This window comes from Achromobacter sp. UMC71, assembly GCF_014170305.1.
Lineage (GTDB): Bacteria > Pseudomonadota > Gammaproteobacteria > Burkholderiales > Burkholderiaceae_B > Achromobacter.
The window spans coordinates 354,659-373,003 of sequence record NZ_LZZT01000015.1 but is presented as its reverse complement, the minus strand read 5'-3'; the positions used below and the strand labels follow the sequence as shown (position 1 = coordinate 373,003).

Here is an 18,345-nt window from a genome sequence, read left to right as displayed (position 1 = left end):
GGTTATTCGCCTTGGGCGGATTGCGCCTTGGGTTCGGGATCGGGCAGCAGTTCGATGTTTTCGAGCAGCGCCGCGCAACCGAAATCCTCGATCACATAGGCGTCATTGCTCGATTCGTAGAACTCCACGCGGTCGCGCTCCGGTGCCTCTTTGACGTGACGGCGGCGGCCGCCTTCCTGCGGGTAGATCGACAGGTTGTCGTAGCGCGTCAGCAGCACCGTGCCGACAGGCATGTACGGCACCGCGACCGCCTGCACGTTGCCCAGCCGCTTCTGGCTGACGATGATGTCCGTTGCCAATTTTTCGGTCGGTTTGTCGTTGCCATTGACCAGCGGGAAATACTTGTCATGCAGCGTATCGCGGCTGACCAACGCGACCAGTTGCGTATCGCCATGGAACCAGGGGTCAAGCAGCGTCCCCAGATCGAACACGGCGGCATCAAGGTTGCGGTAGTCGCCGCCGACGCCGATCTTGACGGTGCCACCGTCCTTGCCTTTGTTCAGCACGCGTTCAGGCGCACGCTCGCGAAGCTGCTGCAGCCAGCCCTTGTTCACGTCCTGCAACAGGGGGTTGGTGTTGATATCGGTGTCGGCCGCAGCGCTGACACCGTTGAAGCCGATCATGATGCGGTCAAGCGCCTGGCGCTGAATGATCGCATTGCGAATGCGCAGCTGGAAGTCCTTGAAGCGTGCCCAGGCATCCAACATGGCGAATTTGATGTGCGAATCGAAGTTCGTTTGGATGCACTGGTAGCCGTTGGGGTCAAGCTTGGTCAGATCGCGCGTTTGACGCGCTTTCGTCTCGGTGTTGGTGCGCCCGGCAGACGGGCCGGAAACGCCCAAGCCCATTTTCTGGCCGATCTGATCCGTGACCGGCAGGATGTTGATGAGTTTCAGGAAAGCAGAGCTTTCTTGAATCTTGGTTTCCATGGTGATCTGCACGGGCAGCGACACGTTGAACGACTTGCTTGCGTCTTGGGTGCCGTTCAACTTGGCGATGTCGCCCATATAGCCGGTGAAGAGTGTGCGGGTGTGTTCGCGCATGTTGGTTCCTGGTATCCGTTGATTTGTCGTGGTTTAGCAGTCGGTGCGCAGTTGGCCGTCGCCACCGGTCGCGGGCGCGCGGTGTGCGCCGCCGGCGTCGGAGAACTCCAGCTTGTCGGCGAGCTTCTTGAATTCGTCGGCGGTGACGTGCGATGCGCCGAAGCTGTCGAGCTTGGTGTTCAGCTTGGCGATTTCTTCCATAAGGCCGGTGGTCGTCTTCGCGTAGCCATCGGCGAAAGCGGAGAAGGCCTCGCCCAGTTCGGCCAGCTTTTCGGGCTGGTTCTTGGTGGTCATGGCGGTGAACATGTCTTTGATCTTGGTGAGCAGCCGGGCATCGGTCGGCGCTGCGGTCGGTTCCGAGAAATCCAGATCGACGGGCAGGGCGGACGAGAACGCATTTTCCGGGCGGTGCTTGCGGTTGGCGAACGGATGCTTTTCTTCGGGATGCTGGGCGCAGAACGACAGCACGTCAGTGCCCAGGCTTGCGGGGTTGTCGGTGACGCCCAGGCCCCGCAGATAGGCCTTTCCGGTGCCGGCGAAATCCGGATCGACTTCAATGGACGAATAGATCTTTTGACGATCTTTGGTCGTCATCGCGACCAGGGAGGCAGTAGGGTCAAGCTGGGCTTGCAGTTGCAGCTTGCCGTCTGCGCCTTCTTGCGTGCGCACGGCCAACACGTCGCCTTGGGCCTTGAAGGGGCTGTCGGGCAGGGTGCCGCGTAAGTGTTCAATCCAGATGCGCGCGCCGAACGTGTTGCGGTCGTAGGTGGCGGCGATTTGTTCCAGCCATTCACGCGTGATGTTGCGTTGATCGGTGGTTTGCCCTTCGGTGGCGACGGTGAACCATTTTTTGGTCATGTCGGTTACTCGCAAGTTGATGTTCAGGGGTGGGTTCAAGTGTTGCCATGTTGGCCCCCGTACGCCTGACGCTCAATCGCTTGTCCTTGTCGCTGCCCGTTAGACAACAGGCAGTTTCGCGCGCGCGTGAGAATGCCGGGCACGATGGCGGCTATGTTGGAAATAGCCTCAGAAATCGACCCTCGGATGATCGCGCGATCCCTGTATTGGCAGGGCTGGCGCGTGTCGTCTATCGCCCTGAAGCTGGGCGAGAAGCGCACGACAATTCATAGCTGGAAGACGCGCGATAAGTGGGATGCCGCCTCGCCCGTGCAGAAGATCGAGCACCATCTAGAAACGCGTATGGCGGTGCTGATTGCCAAGCCCGAAAAGGACGGTCGCGATTTCAAAGAGATTGACCTATTGGGGCGGCAGCTGGAACGCACCGCACGGGTGCGCCGCTTTGACGATGGCGGCACAGAGTCGGAGCTAAACCCCAACCTTGAGCGGCGCAATGCGACCCCGAAGCGAAAGCCGGAGCGCAATGCGATCAGCGAAGAGCAGGTAGCCAAGCTGCTGGCGGCGTTCCAAGAATCGCTATTTGGATATCAGAAGGTCTGGTATCGCAACGGCGATCAACGCACTCGGATGATCCTCAAAAGTCGCCAGATCGGCGCGACGTGGTACTTCGCCCGCGAGGCCTTTATCGATGCCATTACGACCGGAAGGGATCAGATTTTCCTGTCCGCGTCCAAAGCCCAGGCGCAAGTATTCCGGCAATACATCGTGCAGTTCGCGCGGGACGTGGCGGATGTCGATTTGAAGGGTGATCCCATCGTCTTGCCCAACGGCGCGCATCTGCGCTTTCTGGGCACGAATGCGCGTACCGCGCAGGGCTATCACGGCAATTTCTATTTCGATGAAATTTTCTGGGTGCCTCGGTTTGCCGAAATCAATAAGGTCGCCAGCGGCATGGCGATGCACAAGAAGTGGCGCAAGACGTATTTCTCTACGCCGTCCAGCATGGCACACGAAGCCTACCCGCTTTGGACGGGCGATCAGTTCAACCGACGCCGCGCCAAGCGTGAGCAAGCCAAGTTTGATGTGTCGCATGCCGCGCTTGCTGGTGGCCGGCTCTGTGATGACAAGATATGGCGTCAGATCGTCACGATCATGGATGCGGAGGCCGGCGGCTGCAACCTTTTCGACATCGACGAGTTGCGCAACTACGAGTACAGCCCTGATCAGTTCGAGAACTTGCTTATGTGCAAGTTCATCGATGATACGGCGTCCATCTTTCCCCTCTCGATGCTGCAACCGTGCATGGTTGACGCGATGGTTGATTGGGTGGACGTGCAGTATTTCGGGTTGCGCCGCTACGGGCATTTCCCGGTGGCCATCGGCTATGACCCGTCGCATACGGGGGATTCGGCCGGATGCGTGGTGGTGGCGCTACCGCGCACGCCGGGCGGCAAGTTCCGCATCCTTGAGCGTCATCAATGGCGTGGAATGGACTTTGCCAAGCAGGCAGAGAAGATCAAAGACTTGATGCAGCACTATGCCGTGGTCGATATCGCGATTGATGCCACGGGGTTAGGGCAGGGCGTTTTTCAGTTGGTAAAGCAGTTCTTTCCCGCTGCCCGGCAGATCAACTATTCGCCCGAAGTGAAAACCCGCCTGGTGTTGAAAGCACAGGACGTGATCCGCAACAAGCGCCTGGAATGGGATGCGGGATGGACCGACATTGCGCAGTCCTTCATGGCGATCCGAAAGACGATTACCGCGAGCGGTAGCCGGGTCACGTATGACGCTGGCCGCTCCGAAGAAACAGGGCATGCAGACCTGGCGTGGGCTTGCATGCACGCCCTTGACTATGAACCGCTGGAAGGCGCCAACGGCGCGCGCCGCAGCACTGTGGAGATATACGAATGACAAGCCTTGTTGATACGAGCGGAAAGCCGTTGGAGTACGGCACCGCAGCGCGGGGCGAGGCGGCCGGCGTAGAAGCGTTCACCTTCGGCGACCCTACCCCCGTGCTTGATCGGCGCGACATCCTCGATTACATCGAATGCCTAGACAACGGGCGATGGTATGAGCCGCCCGTTAGCTTCCAGGGCCTGGCCAAATCGTTCCGGGCCAGCACGCACCATAGTTCCGCCATCTTCTTCAAAGCCAATGTGTTGGCGTCTACGTTGGTACCGAATCCGCTGGTATCGGCCCAGTTGGTCAAGGAATTGGCGATCAACTACCAGACCTTTGGAAACTGCTACGTCGAAGCGCGCCGCAGTCGCACGGGCCGCACGGTTGGGCTGCGGCACTCACCAGCCAAGTACACGCGCTGCGGCAAAGAGCCGGATCAGTTCTTTTTCGTGCCAGGTTTGAACGATGAGCATGAGTTCGCGCGCGGCTCGATCTTTCACCTGAAAAGCCCTGACATCAATCAGGAGGTGTACGGACTGCCTGAATATCTCAGCACGCTGCAATCGGCCTGGCTCAATGAATCGGCCACGCTGTTTCGTCGGCGCTATTACAACAACGGCAGTCACGCAGGCTTCGTGATGTATCTGTCAGACGCGGGGATGAATGATGAGGACGTGGGCAAGCTGCGCCAGGCGCTGCACAGCGCCAAGGGGCCGGGCAACTTCCGAAACCTATTCTTGCATTCGCCGCAGGGAAAGAAGGATGGCATCCAGATTATCCCCATCAGCGAGGTCGCGGCGCGCGATGACTTCTTCAACATCAAGAACGTCACGCGTGACGACATTCTGGCGGCGCACCGGGTGCCGCCGCAGCTAATGGGCATCGTGCCAGGGGCAACGGGGGGCTTTGGTGCGGTGCTGCCGGCGGCGCAGGTCTTCGCCCGCAATGAGATCGAACCGCTGCAAAAGCTGTTCAGCGAGATCAACAATTGGCTCGGCACCAACGCCGTGAGGTTCGAGCCCTACCGCGTCAACCTGGGCGAGAAGACTGCCGCCTGATTCGAGCTGTCGCCCGTTCTAGGCCCCGCCATCGTGCGGGGCCTTTGCATTGCCGTTGCTCAACGGCAAGCGCGCGTTCAGCGCCCTAGTGCCCAAGCTGCCTCTATCGCACTAAACGTCATTGCCCTGACGTTGGAGTCGCCGAAATCTACCGGCTCGTCGGTGTGGGGATAGCCCATCCAGGGTGAAGCCGTCACCATGCGCAGCATCACGGGATCGTATCGGCCCGTGGCGGCCAGCGTATGCATGAGCTCGCCTTCTATCTGGTGTATGAGCCGCCAAGTCAACTGCCCGGCCACGCGGTGGCGCGCGATGATTGCCGGCAGGGTGGCATCGACTGCGAGCTTGATGTCTTCCAGGGTGTCTAGCATGGGGTGTCCCCTTTTCCATAAACCACTGTATGAATAAACAGTAGTCTAGCTGATTTCGGCCTTTGGCGCGCGGTCATCCCCCCTCCTCGCCCGCGCGCTAAATGTGTAGAAAAAGACTCACCCCTTAGTTACCCCTTGGCGCAAGGCCTTAAGCGCCTCAGCGGGGCGATTTGGTGCCTTGCCGGGTGACGCAAAACGACGCAGCACGGACGCGGATTTGCTCGTGTACGTGCGACACGCCGTGCCTTTGCTCAATTTCTACGCAGATTGGGGGAGGGGCTGGGAAAAGCCTAACCTTCCTAACCAGGCCTGAAATTGATATGTAAGGCGTTGATTTATATAAATAATATTGGTTAGGTTTAAAACCTAACCTGACCTAACCTGAAACCTAACCTCGTCGTAAGTAGTTGATTTATATAGATATCTATTTTTTATAAGGTTAGGGTATAGAAACCTAACCGGGTTAGGCTTTGGTTAGAAAAAAGTTAGGTTTTGCGAAAGGGCCGAAAGCCGCATGAATAAAGGCTTTGCGGGCGATTGGCCATCTGCGGTTAGGAAGGTTAGGTTTTTCCCAGCCCCTCCCGAAATTTTGAAACTCCTCCTTTGTCTCACCGGCTTCTGGTGCGCTCGCCTTCGTCGCCTTGGATCCTCGATCGCGTTGCGGCCGGCGGCGGCGCGCTGGCCAGGTGCTGGTGCTGCAGGTGGCGGTGGACGTGGCCAGCAGCACGTGGTGGCCGCCGGCAGCGTGCTGGCCAGGCGTCGGCGCTGCAGGCCGTGGCAGACGTGGCCACCAGCTCGTGGTGGCCGGCGGCTGCGCGCTGGCCAGGTGCCGGTGCTGCAGGTCGCGGTGGATGCGGCCACCAGCTCGTGGTGGCCGCCGACGGGGCGTTGGCCAGGTGCTGGTGCTGCAGGCGGCGGTGGACGTGGCCAGCAGCTCGTGGCGGCCGCCGGCGGCGCGCTGGCCAAGTGCCGGCGCTGCAGGTGGCGGTGGATGTGGCCAACAGCTTGTGGTGGCCGCCGGCGGCGTGCTTACCAGGTGCCGGTGCTGCAGGTGGAGGTGGACGTGGCCAGCAGCTCGCGGTGGTCGCCGGCGGCGTGCTGGCCAGGTGCTGGTGCTGCAGCTCGCGGCGGCGGTCGGTGATCCGCCCGTCCATGTTTGGGGTATTAAATCAGGTACTTCTAATTTTCGAACTTGGAAAGCCTAGATTTCAAGCCAGTTTCCAAGCAATGTCTGGATGACCCTCTGTCCGCCAAGAATTTCCGCCATCGCCCCAGGTGATGCGCAAGCAAGCTGTAAAAAAAACCCGCAAGCCTTGATGGCCTCGCGGGTTTTTTTACGTCGGGTCCCGCCATCCCCCCCGTTACCCTGATTGATATTTCGATCGGTTGCAACACAGTGACCCGTATTTCTGCCGGTTGCAACGGCGTCCCCCTCGCAAACGCCGCCCCTACACTCCGCCTGATTTCTCCAGATTCGATAGGCGGGGCGCACCATGTTCGAGTGGTTTCAACGCAAGTTTTTCGCATGGTCGCCGGAGCACAGGCGGGTGGTGGCGAGTTTTCCGGCGCGGCAGGCGCCGATGGATGGGGCGGCCGGCGCCATCGCCACGGGAATGACCGTGGCCTTCTACACGCAGGACAGCATCTACGAGACGGAAAAGACCCGCCTGCTGCGTTCCGCCGAGAGGCTGGGGTTGCCGGTCGATGCGCAGGCGATCGATTCCGCCGGGTCATGGGTGCGCAATGCGTCTATGAAACCTGGGGTGCTGGTCGCCATGCGCAAGAAGCACGTCGGTCCGTTGCTGTACGTGGATGTGGATGCCGTGTTTCACCGCGACCCGTGGCCCGCGCTGGCCAAGTTGGACTGCGACATCGCCGCGTATTTTGAGCCCGATGGCCATCTGCTGAGCGGCACGCTGTTCATCAACCACACGCCGGGCGCGGCGGCGCTGCTGCAAGCCTGGGCCGATGCGTGCGCGGCATCGCCGGAGGAGTGGGATCAGTTAGTGCTGGAGCGCCTGATCGCCGACGACGCGGCGTCGGGATCGCCGCGTTACCGGATCGGGGTGCTGCCAGTGTCCTATTGCTGGATCTTCGACAAGACGGATAACGCGCTGGGCGACGCGGTGTTCATCGAGCACCTGCAAGCCAGCCGCGAGGCCAAGCAACAGAAACGCGCGTTTGGCCGTGCCGGCCGTGCCGTCAGGCGCCGCCGGGACCGGGTGCGTGCGATCGAGAAGATCCTGTTCGGGCGGGTACAAGTCGGGTAGACGGCTCGCGCGGTCAGTCAGGCGCCGGTCAAGACGAATGAACCCCTGGCGCATCCAGGGCTTTTTCAGCCCCGCAGGCCGCTTTGATCTACGCTGGATGCTTGTTCTCGGAGATTTTCATGTCCAAAGTCACTATCGATTTCGTGTCCGACGTTGCCTGCCCCTGGTGTGCGGTGGGCCTGGGCGGCTTGCTGACCGCGCTGGAGCGGGTCAAGGGCGAGGCCGATGTCGAATTGCATTTCCGGCCGTTCGAACTGAATCCCGATATGCCCAAGGGCGGGCAGAACACCATCGAGCGGCTGATGGCCAAGTACGGCTACGACCGCGAGCAGGTGCAGGCCAATCGCAAGGTGATCAGCGAGCGCGCGGCCGCGGTCGGCATGCGCATGCGCATGGGCGAGGACAACCGCTCGTTCAACACTTTTGACGCGCATCGTCTGCTGCATTGGGCCGGGCTGCAGGGCCAGGCCAGCCAGACGGCGCTGAAGAAGCGCTTGCTGGAGACCTATCACTACGACAACCAGGACACCGCCGATGCCGACGTGCTGGCGCGCGCGGCGGCCGATGCGGGGCTGGATGAGGCCGAGGCGCGCGAGGTGCTGGCGTCCGGCCGCTATACGGACGAAGTGCGCGCCGAAGAGGCCGAGTGGCGCGATCGCGGGATCACGTCGGTGCCGTCGGTGATTCTGAATGGCAAGTACCTGGTGTCGGGCGGCCAGCCAGCGGATGTGTTCGAGCAGGCGCTGCGGCAGGTGGCGCAGGAAGGCTAGCGTTCAAGCAGCCTGGCGCCGGGCAGCCGATCATTGGGCGCGCAGCGCGCCAGCGCATCGTCCATCAGATAAAAGCGGGGCTGCCTTGAGCGGCCCCGCCTGTTTTCAGCCCTTCACGACCGGCCCGACGTCCAGCACATACATCTGGCGTTCGCCTTCGTGCACGGAGTCGATGCAGACCTGGGTGCCGTCGCGGCTCCAGCGCGGGTGCAGGTCGCAGCGGTTTTCCTTGGACAGGCCGGGGTCGGCGTAGAAGCTGCCCAGATCGTGGCGCTGGCCCGTGCGCATGTCGTAGAGGAACAGGATGCGCTCGTGCGTGACGGGATCGGGATAGGTGTCGCTGAGCAGCCAGCGGGTGTCCACCGGCGAGAAGGTCATGTGGCCGTTCTCGGTCAGCACGCCATCGCCGACCACTTGCACCTGGCCGCCGGGGGCGTCTTCATACAGGTGATAGTGGATGCTGCCCTCGTGCGGCCCCCAGACGATGATCGAGCGGTCGTCGCGCCAGAGCGGATGCGAGATCTGGTATTCGGACTTTTCGTAGTCGAAGGTGCCGACCGCGCTGGGATCGAAGTCGGCGGCCAGTTGCGGCAGCGGGTGGTCGGAGCATTCCAGCAGGCGCATGTCGCTGCCGTCCGGGTTCATGGTGATCAGCCGGTGCAGGAAGCAGGTTTCGTCTTTGACGCGTTCGGTCCAGCGGTGCAGGAACAGGATGCGGGTGGACGAGGGGTTGACCTCGATGTGGCTGACCCAGTGGATGGCGCGCTCCATCGAGGCGCGCGGATGGAAGGCGGCCAGGTCCGCGTAGCTGACCAGCAGGCGGTGTGCGCCGCTGTCCAGATCCATCGAATGAATGCCGTCGTCGGCCGGCGCCAGGGCGACCGGGTCGGGCGCGTGTTCGCTGTAGCCGATGGTCTGGTGCGTGATGTACAGGCGCCGGTAGTCGACGCACAGGGCGTAGCGGCTGCTCGGCGCGGCGACGTAGATGGGCAGCGGCAGATAGCGGGTTTCGCCGGTGGCGACGTTGTGCACGGCCGAACGGAAACCCGGGTAGAAGCCGCTGCCGTCTGGGCGGCGGCAGTTGTAGATCATCTGCGGTTCGGCCTTGCCGTCCAGCCATTGCAACTGGCAGCCCATCTGCCAGTTCCACGCGGTGGTGGCGCCAACCGCGTGGTAACGGTCGCCGTCGTGCAGGTCGAAATAGCCGACCTCGGCGCGCAGCTCGGGCGTGAGCACCGCGTCCTTGACCGGCGTGCGGTTGGCCAGCAGATAGCGGCCGCGGCGATGCCAGACGGTCTTGTTGTAGTAGCCGAAGAAATGGTGGCCCGGCGGGGCTCCCAGGCGGCGGCAGGCGATAAGAGGAGTCGTCATGCGGTTCATCAAAGACAGAAAGTGGGGATAGGCTTAGCCTGCGCTGATGTGTTCGGTCTCGATGACCTTGTTCCAGCGGGCACGCTCGCGTTCGACGAACTCGCGCGCGTCGGCGGGGCTGTTGCCTACCGGCGTCATGCCCAGGCGTTCCAGGCCGGCGCGAAAAGCGGGGTCGGCATAGACGCGGCGCAGGTCGGCGCTGATCTTGTCGATCAGGGCATCGGGCACGTCCTTGCTGGCGGCCAGCGTGGTCCACGAGGTGACGGTCAGGCCGGGCAGGCCGGCTTCGGTCGCGGTGGGCACGTTGGGCAGCGCCGGCGAGCGGGTGGCGCCGGTGATGGCCAGGGCACGGAGCTTGCCGGTCTGGATGTAGCCGATGGTGGTGGGCACGTTTTCGAACAGCAGCTGGATCTGGCCGCCGAGCAGGTCGTTGGTGGCGGCTGAACTGCCGCGGTAGGGGATGTGCACGATCGGGGCCTGGGCGGCCATCTTGTAAAGTTCGCCTACCATATGCACCGAGGATCCCACGCCGGCCGAGCCGAAGTGGATGGAGTCGGGCTTGGCTTTGGCCTGCGCGGTCAGTTCCGACAGGGTGTTGGCTTCGAGCGCCGGGTTGGCCACCACGACGTGTGGCATTTCGGCGACGATGGTGATGACCTTGAGGTCGTCGGCGGGACGGTAATTCAGGGTCTTGTAGACGCCGTAGGTGGCGTGCAAGCCGATGGAGCCGAGCAGCAGGGTGTAGCCGTCGGGGCCCGAATCGGCCACGTATTTGCCGCCGATGTGGCCGCCGGCGCCGGGACGGTTTTCGACGACGACGGATTGGCCGTAAAGTTTGCCCAGGTGTTCAGCCAGCAAGCGCCCCTGGATGTCCGAACTGCCACCCGCGGTGAAGGGCACGATGATTCGCAACGGACGGTCCGGATAATTGGCCGGGTTTTGGGTTTGAGCTTGGACGGCGAACGGCAGGACAGCGCCGGCGAGGGTCAAGCACAGGGTCTGCAAAACGCGGCGGCGCAAGGGACGGCATGAACGCATGGTATTTCCCTACAGCAGTTGGATTTGAAGGGAGCGCCGTGAGCCGGCGCCCTGGGAGCCAAGAGTGTAGGAGCCGAAGAGTATTTGAAAAAATTCTTTTTTCGGCATAGCCTATGCAGGTTTGCTATACCCTGTGATCCCATGAGCCGACCGCTGAATTTCCGTCAGATCGAAGCCTTCCACGCGGTAATGCTGGCCGGTACCACGACCGGCGCGGCGCAAATGCTGCGTACCACGCAACCGTCGATCAGCCGTTTGCTGTCGCAAGCCCAGCAGGCCAGCGGCCTGAAGCTGTTCGACATGGAACGCGGCCGCCTGCGCCCGACGCGCGAGGCCAAGGACCTGTTCGATACCGTCAAGCGCCATTTCGTCGGGCTCGAGCGCATCGAGGACCGCGTGGCGGCCATGCGCCGCAGCGGCAGCGGGGTGCTGCGGCTGGCTTGCACGCCGGCACTGGGCCTGGGCATGCTGCCGGGGGCGGTCGAAGAGTTCGCCCAGCGCTACCCGGACGTGCACATCAACATGCAGACGGTGGGCAGCCAATATCTGCGCGAAGGGCTGCTGCACGGCACTTACGACGTGGTGGTGACGACGGTGCCGCTGGACGGTGCGCACCTGTCGCTGGAAAGCCTGCACGAGAGCGCGGCGGTCTGCGTGATGCGGCCGGATCATCCGCTGGCCGCGTTGCCGTCGATCGGCATTGCCGATCTGAACGAACGCCGGCTGCTGGTGCTGAACGCGGATGACGACGTCTACTTGCAACTGCGCGGCGCGATGCTGGCCCATCAGGTGCAGCCCGTGTCGGAAATCGAGACTACGTATTCTTCGACGATCTGCGCGCTGGCGGCCGCCGGTACCGGCCTGGGCATCGTCAATCCCTATATCGCGGACGTGTTCTCGCAGCAGTTGGCGATCCGTCCGTTCACGCCCAAATTGCCGGTGCGGGTCTGCATGGCCTATCCCGCGCAGACGGCGCCTTCGGTCGTGACCGAGGCTTTCGTTGATATCCTGACGCGGCGTTTCGGCAGCATGCCCGAACTCGCCTGAAACCGTCCGCCGGGAACGGCGGCGGCATTGCCGTTACTCATGCAGCGTGATTCGTATAACAACAAGGAGACCGTTGTGATGGTGGCGGGGCAGACGTTGGGGCTGGAAATGGAAATGGCGGTGGCGCACCGGGATACCGGCGCCAGCCATCCGGTGGCGAGCTATTTCGAGGCGCTGGCGGCCATCAAGGCTGCCCGTGACGAGGCGCCGGACATGGTGCGCATCAACGGGCAGGCGGTGGGCGTATCGGTCGAGGCGGGAGAAAGCGGCCTGGACAATGGCTTCAATCTGCTCGAGACCGCGTTCGCGCCGGTGTCGGAAGCGCAAGGCGGCCTGAACGAACTGGCGCGGCGCGTGACGCGGGAACTGCATGACGCCAGCACGGCGCTGGCGGCGGAAGACGCGGTGGTGATGAATGCCTCCGAGCATCCGCAGTGCACGCTGGACCCGACCTGGTATGCCTCCGTGTATGTGCCGCGGCCGATCTACCGCGAACTGGTGGGGCATCGCGACTGGCTGCATCGCGTCGGCATCGACGCCAAGGCGCAGAACAGCCCCTGCACGTCGGTGGACGTGGCGCAGGCGGCGCGCGCGCTGAACGTGGTGCTGGCGCTGACGCCGGCCAGCATCGCGCTCTTTGCTAACAGTCCGCTGGAAAACGGCCGGGTCACGGGCCTGAAGGAAAACCGGCTGACGGTGTGGGACCGCATGTTCCGCCATTCGCGCTATGCCGGCGATCACTATCTGCAACGCCTGCCTGAGCGTCCTTTCGTGGACCTGGGTGACTATTTCCGCTGGATGTTCGCGCCGGGTACCGTCAGCCGCTGCCTGCCGCTGGCGGTGGACGATGGCTACAAGTCGGCCACCGGCGTGCACCTGGATGGCGCGCCGTCGCTGTCGGCGTTCCTGGCGTCGGATGGCTGGCCGGGCCGGCGCACAGATACCGGCGAGGCGGTGACGATCGCGCCGCAGGGCGGCCACTTCGAGTATTCGCAGTTCGCGCATTTCCTGGATGCGCGCTGGCGCTACCGGCTGGCGGCGCACCCATCCCTGGACGAGTTGCGCGCGGCCTGGCGGCAGCCGGGCGGCATCGAAGCGCTGTACGCCCGGTTGGGCGCTAGCGGCTATATCGAAGGCCGCGGCCCGGGCGCGGGCTTTGCTGACGCGCAACTGATCGGCGAGGCCGGGCAGGCAGTGGCGGCGACGCTGGTGATGGCGCCGTCGGCGCTGCAGCTGGGCCTGATGCGCAACCTGGGGCAAGCCGAAGACCTGCTGCGCGCATGGGGCTGGTTGCGGCTGCGCGCGATGCGCGCCGATGCCATGCGTGATGCCTTGCATGATGACGCCGTGCGGGCGCTGGCGAACGACGTGCTGGCGGTGGCTGAGGGCGGCCTGGCGCCGGACGAGCGGCACTGGCTGGACTACGCGCGCTATGCGATCGATGCGCGCGACACCGGCGCGGATCGATTGCTGCGCCTGTGGCACAGCCTGGAAGGCGATCCGCGGCGGCTGGCCAAGGTGGGGCGCGAGCGGGCGGCCGTGCCACTCTGACACCGCGCCGCGGTGCCCGTCCAGGCAGTGGCCCAAGCGCGCTCAGGGGCCTGGGCGCGCCACGCAACGAGTGCCATAATGGCGCCTCTTACATCTCCCGCATTTCGGGTGGCCGCGACAACCTGGCGGCGCCCGGCATTGCAGAACCGTCATCGTGCCAGATCCCCACTTCGCCCGGATACTCTCCGACCTCGGACTCGCGTTGGGCATTCCCGCGCTGGCGGCGGCTGACGGCGGCCTGTGTCAATTGGCGTTCGACGGCCGCCATCTGGTGCAGCTGATGGCGCACGGCGCGCGCGGGCAGGTCCTGCTGTCGTGCGCGGTGGGCGCGGGCAAGATGGACGGCTCCCAGGCGTTGCTGGCCGCGCAGGGCAATTTCCTGCAGGCAGGCGGCGGCGTGGTGGCCTGTGCGGCGCCCGACGGACGCATGCACCTGCAGCTAGGCGTGCCGCGCGAACAATGCGGCGCGGACGCGCTGCTGGCCGCGATCGAGGCGCTGCTGAACCAGGTCGAATCCTGGGAAAAACGCAGCGCGCGCGCCGAACCCGACGTCAACGCGCTGCGGCGCGATCCCGCCTTCATGATGCGGTCGGTCTAGGCCCGCCGCGACACCCGTAAAGGCAGGCCCTAGCTGGCCTTCTGGATCACGCCCTTGAGCGAATCCGCGATCTGCTTGGTAATCGTGCTTTGAATTTCGATCAGCATGGTCCATTGCTGCACCTGCTGCTGCATCTTCAGCATGTCTGCCTGCGAGACGCTGCCGTCGGCGTTGGTGCGCATATTGGACAGCGTGGTCTGCAGGTTGCTCTCCTGCGAGCGGATGCTGTCGTAGATCGTGCTGTTTACGCTGTTGAAATTCAGGCCGGACGAGCCGGTCAATCCGTTCAGTGCCATGGTGCGTCTCCTAGCGGGTCAAGGGAGGGAAGGCGGGCGGCGCAACGGCGCCGGCCTGGTGGGGGTCTAGCGGTAGTTCGGCAAGCACCTCGCGCGCAGCCGCCGCGGCTTGGGCCACGGCCTGGCATTGCTGGAATGCGACGGGTACCAGACCGGTATCCAGGCGCGCGCGGGCGGACTGCTCCAGCGCGGCCAGGCGTTGCGTCAGCGTCGCGCGCAGGTCGCCGCCGCCGGGGGCGGCCAGGCGTTGTTCCAGTTCGGTCAGGGCGGTCGGGTCGTTCATGCGGGCGGTGGCGTCGGAGGTTCAGGGAATCAACGGGTGACGATGGCCGTGCGCGGGCCTTCGAAGATGATGCGGGTGTTTTCCACGGCAACCAGGCGGTACTTGCGGTAGACGCCGCCCACCAGCAACTTGCTGCCGTCTTCCAGCACCACGAAGGGCTGGGGGCCGCCCACCACACTGCGGATCACGAATGGCACGCTGTCGGCCGCCGGCGCGGCGCTGGCCGCAGCCAGCTTGGCCACGCCCAGGTAGCTCTTGTTGAAGTCGTCCACCAGCTCCTGCAGGCGGGTCTGCTGGTCGTCGTCCAGCGCGCCGGGCGCGATCTCCAGGTGATCGGGTTTCCAGGCCAGCGTTACGCCCGACAGGCCGGCGTCCACCAGCTGGCTGGACAGCGTGTCGCTCAGTTGTTGCGTCAGCGCGATGTCATTGCCCAGCACGGTCATGCCGGGCAGCTGGGCGCGCAGGGCATCCAGCGCGGACGCGCGCTCGCGCGCGCTGCTGGCGATGCCGGCGATGTTCAGGCGGCCATCGCCTTCGTAGCGCGGTTCATAGCGCACGTTGAAGGCGCGCAGGGCGCCACGCGCGGTGCGCACGACGTCGTCTTCGTTGCTGACGCGCATGGCCGGCATGGGCCAGATCTGCGACAGCGCCGATGCCACCGCGTCCTGCTCGGCGGCGTTGCGGACCCAGCCCGACACCGTGACCATGCCGTCGCGCGACATCGATACGTGCAGCCGCGAGGCCAGGCCCATGCGGTCGAACACGGCGGAGATCTGGCCCACGGATTTTTCCGCCGCGGCCAGGCGCGGATCGACCTGCGGGGCGCGCGTGGCGGAGGACGGCGGCATCAGCGCCAGCGCGATGGCGACGATGATGGTCAGCACCACGGCGGCCAGGCCCAGCGCCATGGGCCAGGAATCGCGCTTGCGGCGCCGGCCCTGTGCGGGCGGCAAGGGCAGGCGGCGTTCCAGCTGGCGGTCTTCGTCGATGGCGGGCGCAGCGGCGGCAGGCGCCGCCCCCCGCCGTGGTCTCGACCATCGCGGCACCCGGCGCCGCCTCTGCCGCGGCCTGCGCCGACGCATCATTGGCTGCATCTGGCGCGTTCGTCCAAGGGTCGTCGCGCCGGGCGACCGTGATCCACACCGGGCCCAACGGCACCGGACGGTTGAACGGCGTGCCGGGCGTGCTGTCGGCGGTAGCGCCGGTCTGGCCGTTGTCCATCGCCAGGTCCCAGCCGGCCGCGCCGATGCGCACCCGGGCTGCGCGCGGCCCCATGCCGTCGTCGGCCAGCACGATGTCGCAGGCCGGATCGGCGCCCAGCACCGAGCCGTCTTCGACCAGGCAGCGGGCGTCGCGATGCAGGCCTGACAGCACGCGCAGTTCCAGCGCTTCGCTCATGTCGGGGCTCCGGTTGCGCGCGGTCTCACAGGTCCACCCTGGCCAGCGGCTGCACGTTGATTTCCTGCGTCAGCTCTTGGTAGGACAGCACTGGCAGTTCGTACAGGTCCTGCTCGATCATCTTGCGCAGATAGCGGCGGATGTCCATCGAGGTCAGCAGCACGGGCTTTTGCGCCGCGGCCGTCAGGTCGCCGGTGGCGCGCTTGATGTTGTCCACCAGCTTTTTGGAAGCGCCCGGGTCCAGCGCCAGGTAGCTGCCCGCTGACGTCTGGCGGATGGCGCCGCGCACGGTTTCTTCCACGTTCGGCGCCAGCAGGTAGGCCGGCAGGATGTTCTGGCCGCTGGAATACTTGTAGCTGATGTGGCGCTTGAGCGAGACCCGCACGTATTCCGTCAGCAGCACTGAGTCCTTTTCCTTCTGGCCCCATTCGATCAGCGCCTCCAGTACGGCGCGCAGGTTGCGCACCGAGATGTCCTCGGACACCAGCCGCTGCAGGATCTCGGCGATCTTCTGCACCGGCATCACCCGCAGCGCTTCCTTGACCAGGTCGGGGAAGCGGTCTTCCATGGCCGTCAGCAGGAACCGGGTTTCCTGGATGCCGATGAAGTCCGACGAGTATTTCTTCAGCACGAATGCCAGGTGCCAGGTCAGCACCTGGTGCGGATCCAGGAACGGAATGCCGGCTGCCGACAGGGTGGGCGCGAACGCGGCGTCGACCCAGATGGTGGGGATGTTCGGCAGGAAGCGCTTGTCCGTGTCGTAGGGCACCTGCAGCGCCTGCAGGTTCTGCTCCGTGTCGCGCACCAGCACCGCGCCGGGGCGCAGCTTGCCCTGCGACACCGGCACTTCGGACAGCAGGATGTTGTAGGTGTCCGCCGGCAGCGCATCGTTAAAGCGCAGCTGGATGCCGGGAAACGGCACGCCCAGGTCGAAGTACAGCGCGCGGCGGATCTTGAGCAGCTCGTCGTTCAGCTCGTCGGCATTGAAGCTGCGTTGCAGCGCGGCAGCCACATCGATCATCAGCGGCAGGGTAGGGGCGAACTCGGCGCTGCCGTCGGCGCGCGGTTTGGCCTGCGGCTTCTGGCCGTCGGCCGCCAGCGCCGGGATCTCGGTGATCTCGCCGGTCTTCTCGTCCACCACCTTGCGTGTGCCGCGCAGCAGCACGAAGCCGATGGTGCCGACCACGGCGGCCAGTGCCAGGAAGGTCAGGGTGGGCATGCCCGGGATCAGGCCCATGCCGACCGCAATGGCGGCGGCGATAAGCAGGGCGCGAGGCTGGGCCAGCACTTGCGCGCCGATGTCCTTGCCGACGTTGGACGGACCGTCACCGGTCTGCACCCGGGTCACGATGATGCCGGCGCAGATGGCGATGAACAGCGCCGGGATCTGCGCGATCAGGCCGTCGCCGATGGTTAGGATCGAATACACCTGCACCGCTTCGCCAGCGGTCAGGCCGCGCTGCATGGTGCCGATGAGGATGCCGCCCAGCAGGTTGACCGCCACGATGATCAGCCCGGCGATGGCATCGCCCTTGACGAACTTCATGGCGCCGTCCATGGCGCCGTACAGCTGGCTTTCCTTTTCCACTATCGAGCGGCGCTTGCGGGCCTCGTCCATGTCGATGGTGCCGGCGCGCAGGTCCGCGTCGATCGACATCTGCTTGCCCGGCATGGCATCCAGCGAAAAGCGCGCCGCCACTTCGGCCACGCGCTCGGCGCCCTTGGTGATGACGACGAACTGGACGATGGTGAGGATCAGGAACACCACCAGGCCCACGATCAGGTTGCCGCCCACCACGAAATTGCCGAAGGTCTCGATGATGTGGCCGGCATCGCCCTGCAGCAGGATGAGGCGGGTGGTGGCGATGGAAATGCCCAGGCGGAACAGCGTGGTGACCAGCAGCACCGAGGGGAACGATGAGAAGGCCAGCGGCGACGGCAGGTACATGGCCACCATCAGCAGGATCGCCGATAGCGTCATGTTGGCGCCGATCAGCACATCGACCAGCGTCGTGGGCAGCGGCAGGATCATCATGAAGATGATCGAGACGATCAGCACCGCCAGGACGATGTCGTTGCGGCTGGTGGCGACGGCGACGGCGCGGTTAAGGGCTTGCATGGGGCGGCTCAAATCGTTTCCGTCTCGGTGGGCGCGGGCGCCGTGTTGGGCCGCAGAGCGACATAGGCGCGCATGGCCGCGGCGGCCTCGTCGCGGCGCTCCAGGGCCAGCAAAGCCTGGGAGCGGATCAGGTGGAACGGCGCATCGACGCCGCCTTGCATGGCCAGCAGGTCTAGTGTCGACAGGGCGGTTTCCGGCTTGCCGGCGCGCAGCTGGGCCAGCGCCAGGGTGGCCAGCTGACGGGCGTCGGCCAGCCCCAGCGTCTGCAGGGCGCGCAGCACTACCGCGGTCTTCTCCGGCCGGTTGTTTTCCAGATAGACGTAGGCCAGCAGACTGAGCAGTTCGCGGGCGTCGGGCGTCAGGGGCATGGCGGCG

General features: G+C 64.5%; 17 protein-coding genes. 7 read left to right on the top strand and 10 right to left on the bottom strand.

Going from position 1 to position 18,345, the window contains the following annotated elements:
• Positions 1-2 precede the first annotated feature (2 nt).
• Together A9974_RS08065 and A9974_RS08060 are read right to left on the bottom strand one after the other, a co-directional pair.
• Entirely contained in the window at positions 3-1,043 is a 1,041-nt protein-coding gene (locus tag A9974_RS08065; protein WP_183003568.1) for a phage major capsid protein, P2 family, read from the bottom strand.
• A 33-nt stretch (positions 1,044-1,076) separates the two neighbouring features.
• Complete coding sequence (locus A9974_RS08060) at positions 1,077-1,901, bottom strand: GPO family capsid scaffolding protein (protein WP_183003567.1); 825 nt, start codon at positions 1,899-1,901, stop codon at positions 1,077-1,079.
• A 153-nt stretch (positions 1,902-2,054) separates the two neighbouring features.
• Between A9974_RS08060 and A9974_RS08055 the strand changes: the two genes are divergently transcribed.
• On the top strand, positions 2,055-3,812 hold the full coding sequence (locus A9974_RS08055; protein WP_183003566.1) for a terminase ATPase subunit family protein: 1,758 nt from the start codon (positions 2,055-2,057) through the stop codon (positions 3,810-3,812).
• Positions 3,809-4,858: a phage portal protein gene (locus A9974_RS08050; protein WP_183003565.1), complete on the top strand. Its 1,050-nt coding sequence runs from the start codon at positions 3,809-3,811 to the stop codon at positions 4,856-4,858. The genes A9974_RS08055 and A9974_RS08050 overlap by 4 nt, the downstream gene beginning before the upstream one ends.
• A 77-nt stretch (positions 4,859-4,935) precedes the next feature.
• Here the strand turns inward: A9974_RS08050 and A9974_RS08045 are convergent, their stop codons facing one another.
• Positions 4,936-5,229, bottom strand: coding sequence for a DUF2471 family protein (locus A9974_RS08045; RefSeq protein ID WP_183003564.1), 294 nt, complete (start codon positions 5,227-5,229; stop codon positions 4,936-4,938).
• Between the two features lie 1,493 nt (positions 5,230-6,722).
• Between A9974_RS08045 and A9974_RS08040 the strand changes: the two genes are divergently transcribed.
• Together A9974_RS08040 and A9974_RS08035 are read left to right on the top strand one after the other, a co-directional pair.
• Positions 6,723-7,499, top strand: coding sequence for a putative nucleotide-diphospho-sugar transferase (locus A9974_RS08040; protein WP_255468074.1), 777 nt, complete (start codon positions 6,723-6,725; stop codon positions 7,497-7,499).
• Between the two features lie 119 nt (positions 7,500-7,618).
• Positions 7,619-8,269, top strand: coding sequence for a DsbA family oxidoreductase (locus tag A9974_RS08035; protein WP_183003563.1), 651 nt, complete (start codon positions 7,619-7,621; stop codon positions 8,267-8,269).
• Positions 8,270-8,374: 105 nt separating this feature from the next.
• On the opposite strand, the gene A9974_RS08030 is transcribed toward A9974_RS08035, so the two are convergent.
• Both A9974_RS08030 and A9974_RS08025 read right to left on the bottom strand, forming a co-directional pair.
• Positions 8,375-9,649, bottom strand: coding sequence for a hypothetical protein (locus tag A9974_RS08030; protein WP_183003562.1), 1,275 nt, complete (start codon positions 9,647-9,649; stop codon positions 8,375-8,377).
• A gap of 24 nt (positions 9,650-9,673) precedes the next feature.
• A complete protein-coding gene (locus tag A9974_RS08025; RefSeq protein ID WP_183003561.1) occupies positions 9,674-10,678 on the bottom strand; it encodes a tripartite tricarboxylate transporter substrate binding protein in 1,005 nt (334 codons plus the stop codon).
• A gap of 141 nt (positions 10,679-10,819) precedes the next feature.
• Here A9974_RS08025 and A9974_RS08020 point away from each other — a divergent pair, with 141 nt between their 5' ends.
• The 3 genes from A9974_RS08020 (at position 10,820) to A9974_RS08010 (ending at position 13,874) form a co-directional block, all read left to right on the top strand.
• Positions 10,820-11,725 carry a LysR substrate-binding domain-containing protein gene (locus A9974_RS08020; RefSeq protein WP_183003560.1) on the top strand — a complete coding sequence of 302 codons (906 nt, stop codon included), beginning with the start codon at positions 10,820-10,822 and terminating at the stop codon, positions 11,723-11,725.
• A gap of 78 nt (positions 11,726-11,803) precedes the next feature.
• The gene (locus A9974_RS08015; RefSeq protein WP_183003661.1) at positions 11,804-13,276 is read left to right on the top strand and encodes a glutamate-cysteine ligase family protein; all 1,473 of its coding nucleotides are present in this window, start codon (positions 11,804-11,806) and stop codon (positions 13,274-13,276) included.
• A gap of 154 nt (positions 13,277-13,430) precedes the next feature.
• Positions 13,431-13,874, top strand: coding sequence for a CesT family type III secretion system chaperone (locus A9974_RS08010; protein ID WP_370539595.1), 444 nt, complete (start codon positions 13,431-13,433; stop codon positions 13,872-13,874).
• A gap of 29 nt (positions 13,875-13,903) precedes the next feature.
• Here the strand turns inward: A9974_RS08010 and A9974_RS08005 are convergent, their stop codons facing one another.
• The 5 genes from A9974_RS08005 to A9974_RS07985 form a co-directional block, all read right to left on the bottom strand.
• On the bottom strand, positions 13,904-14,170 hold the full coding sequence (locus A9974_RS08005; protein WP_183003559.1) for an EscF/YscF/HrpA family type III secretion system needle major subunit: 267 nt from the start codon (positions 14,168-14,170) through the stop codon (positions 13,904-13,906).
• 10 nt (positions 14,171-14,180) lie between these two features.
• Positions 14,181-14,453 (bottom strand): hypothetical protein, encoded by a 273-nt coding sequence (locus tag A9974_RS08000; RefSeq protein WP_183003558.1) that lies wholly within the window; start codon positions 14,451-14,453, stop codon positions 14,181-14,183.
• A gap of 29 nt (positions 14,454-14,482) precedes the next feature.
• Positions 14,483-15,499: a type III secretion system inner membrane ring subunit SctD gene (gene sctD / locus A9974_RS07995; RefSeq protein WP_183003557.1), complete on the bottom strand. Its 1,017-nt coding sequence runs from the start codon at positions 15,497-15,499 to the stop codon at positions 14,483-14,485.
• Between the two features lie 377 nt (positions 15,500-15,876).
• Positions 15,877-17,970 carry a type III secretion system export apparatus subunit SctV gene (gene sctV / locus A9974_RS07990; RefSeq protein ID WP_183003556.1) on the bottom strand — a complete coding sequence of 698 codons (2,094 nt, stop codon included), beginning with the start codon at positions 17,968-17,970 and terminating at the stop codon, positions 15,877-15,879.
• 8 nt (positions 17,971-17,978) lie between these two features.
• Positions 17,979-18,338, bottom strand: a complete 360-nt coding sequence (locus tag A9974_RS07985) for a M48 family metallopeptidase (protein ID WP_183003555.1) — start codon at positions 18,336-18,338, stop codon at positions 17,979-17,981.
• Positions 18,339-18,345: the final 7 nt, after the last annotated feature.

What these genes read in the sequence shown, in the direction of transcription:
- A9974_RS08065 (WP_183003568.1), bottom strand. Translation starts at nt 1,043, where the DNA reads ATGCGCGAACACACCCGCACACTCTTCACCGGCTATATGGGCGACATC.
- A9974_RS08060 (WP_183003567.1), bottom strand. Translation starts at nt 1,901, where the DNA reads ATGACCAAAAAATGGTTCACCGTCGCCACCGAAGGGCAAACCACCGAT.
- A9974_RS08055 (WP_183003566.1), top strand. Translation starts at nt 2,055, where the DNA reads ATGTTGGAAATAGCCTCAGAAATCGACCCTCGGATGATCGCGCGATCC.
- A9974_RS08050 (WP_183003565.1), top strand. Translation starts at nt 3,809, where the DNA reads ATGACAAGCCTTGTTGATACGAGCGGAAAGCCGTTGGAGTACGGCACC.
- A9974_RS08045 (WP_183003564.1), bottom strand. Translation starts at nt 5,229, where the DNA reads ATGCTAGACACCCTGGAAGACATCAAGCTCGCAGTCGATGCCACCCTG.
- A9974_RS08040 (WP_255468074.1), top strand. Translation starts at nt 6,723, where the DNA reads ATGTTCGAGTGGTTTCAACGCAAGTTTTTCGCATGGTCGCCGGAGCAC.
- A9974_RS08035 (WP_183003563.1), top strand. Translation starts at nt 7,619, where the DNA reads ATGTCCAAAGTCACTATCGATTTCGTGTCCGACGTTGCCTGCCCCTGG.
- A9974_RS08030 (WP_183003562.1), bottom strand. Translation starts at nt 9,649, where the DNA reads ATGAACCGCATGACGACTCCTCTTATCGCCTGCCGCCGCCTGGGAGCC.
- A9974_RS08025 (WP_183003561.1), bottom strand. Translation starts at nt 10,678, where the DNA reads ATGCGTTCATGCCGTCCCTTGCGCCGCCGCGTTTTGCAGACCCTGTGC.
- A9974_RS08020 (WP_183003560.1), top strand. Translation starts at nt 10,820, where the DNA reads ATGAGCCGACCGCTGAATTTCCGTCAGATCGAAGCCTTCCACGCGGTA.
- A9974_RS08015 (WP_183003661.1), top strand. Translation starts at nt 11,804, where the DNA reads ATGGTGGCGGGGCAGACGTTGGGGCTGGAAATGGAAATGGCGGTGGCG.
- A9974_RS08005 (WP_183003559.1), bottom strand. Translation starts at nt 14,170, where the DNA reads ATGGCACTGAACGGATTGACCGGCTCGTCCGGCCTGAATTTCAACAGC.
- A9974_RS08000 (WP_183003558.1), bottom strand. Translation starts at nt 14,453, where the DNA reads ATGAACGACCCGACCGCCCTGACCGAACTGGAACAACGCCTGGCCGCC.
- sctV (WP_183003556.1), bottom strand. Translation starts at nt 17,970, where the DNA reads ATGCAAGCCCTTAACCGCGCCGTCGCCGTCGCCACCAGCCGCAACGAC.
- A9974_RS07985 (WP_183003555.1), bottom strand. Translation starts at nt 18,338, where the DNA reads ATGCCCCTGACGCCCGACGCCCGCGAACTGCTCAGTCTGCTGGCCTAC.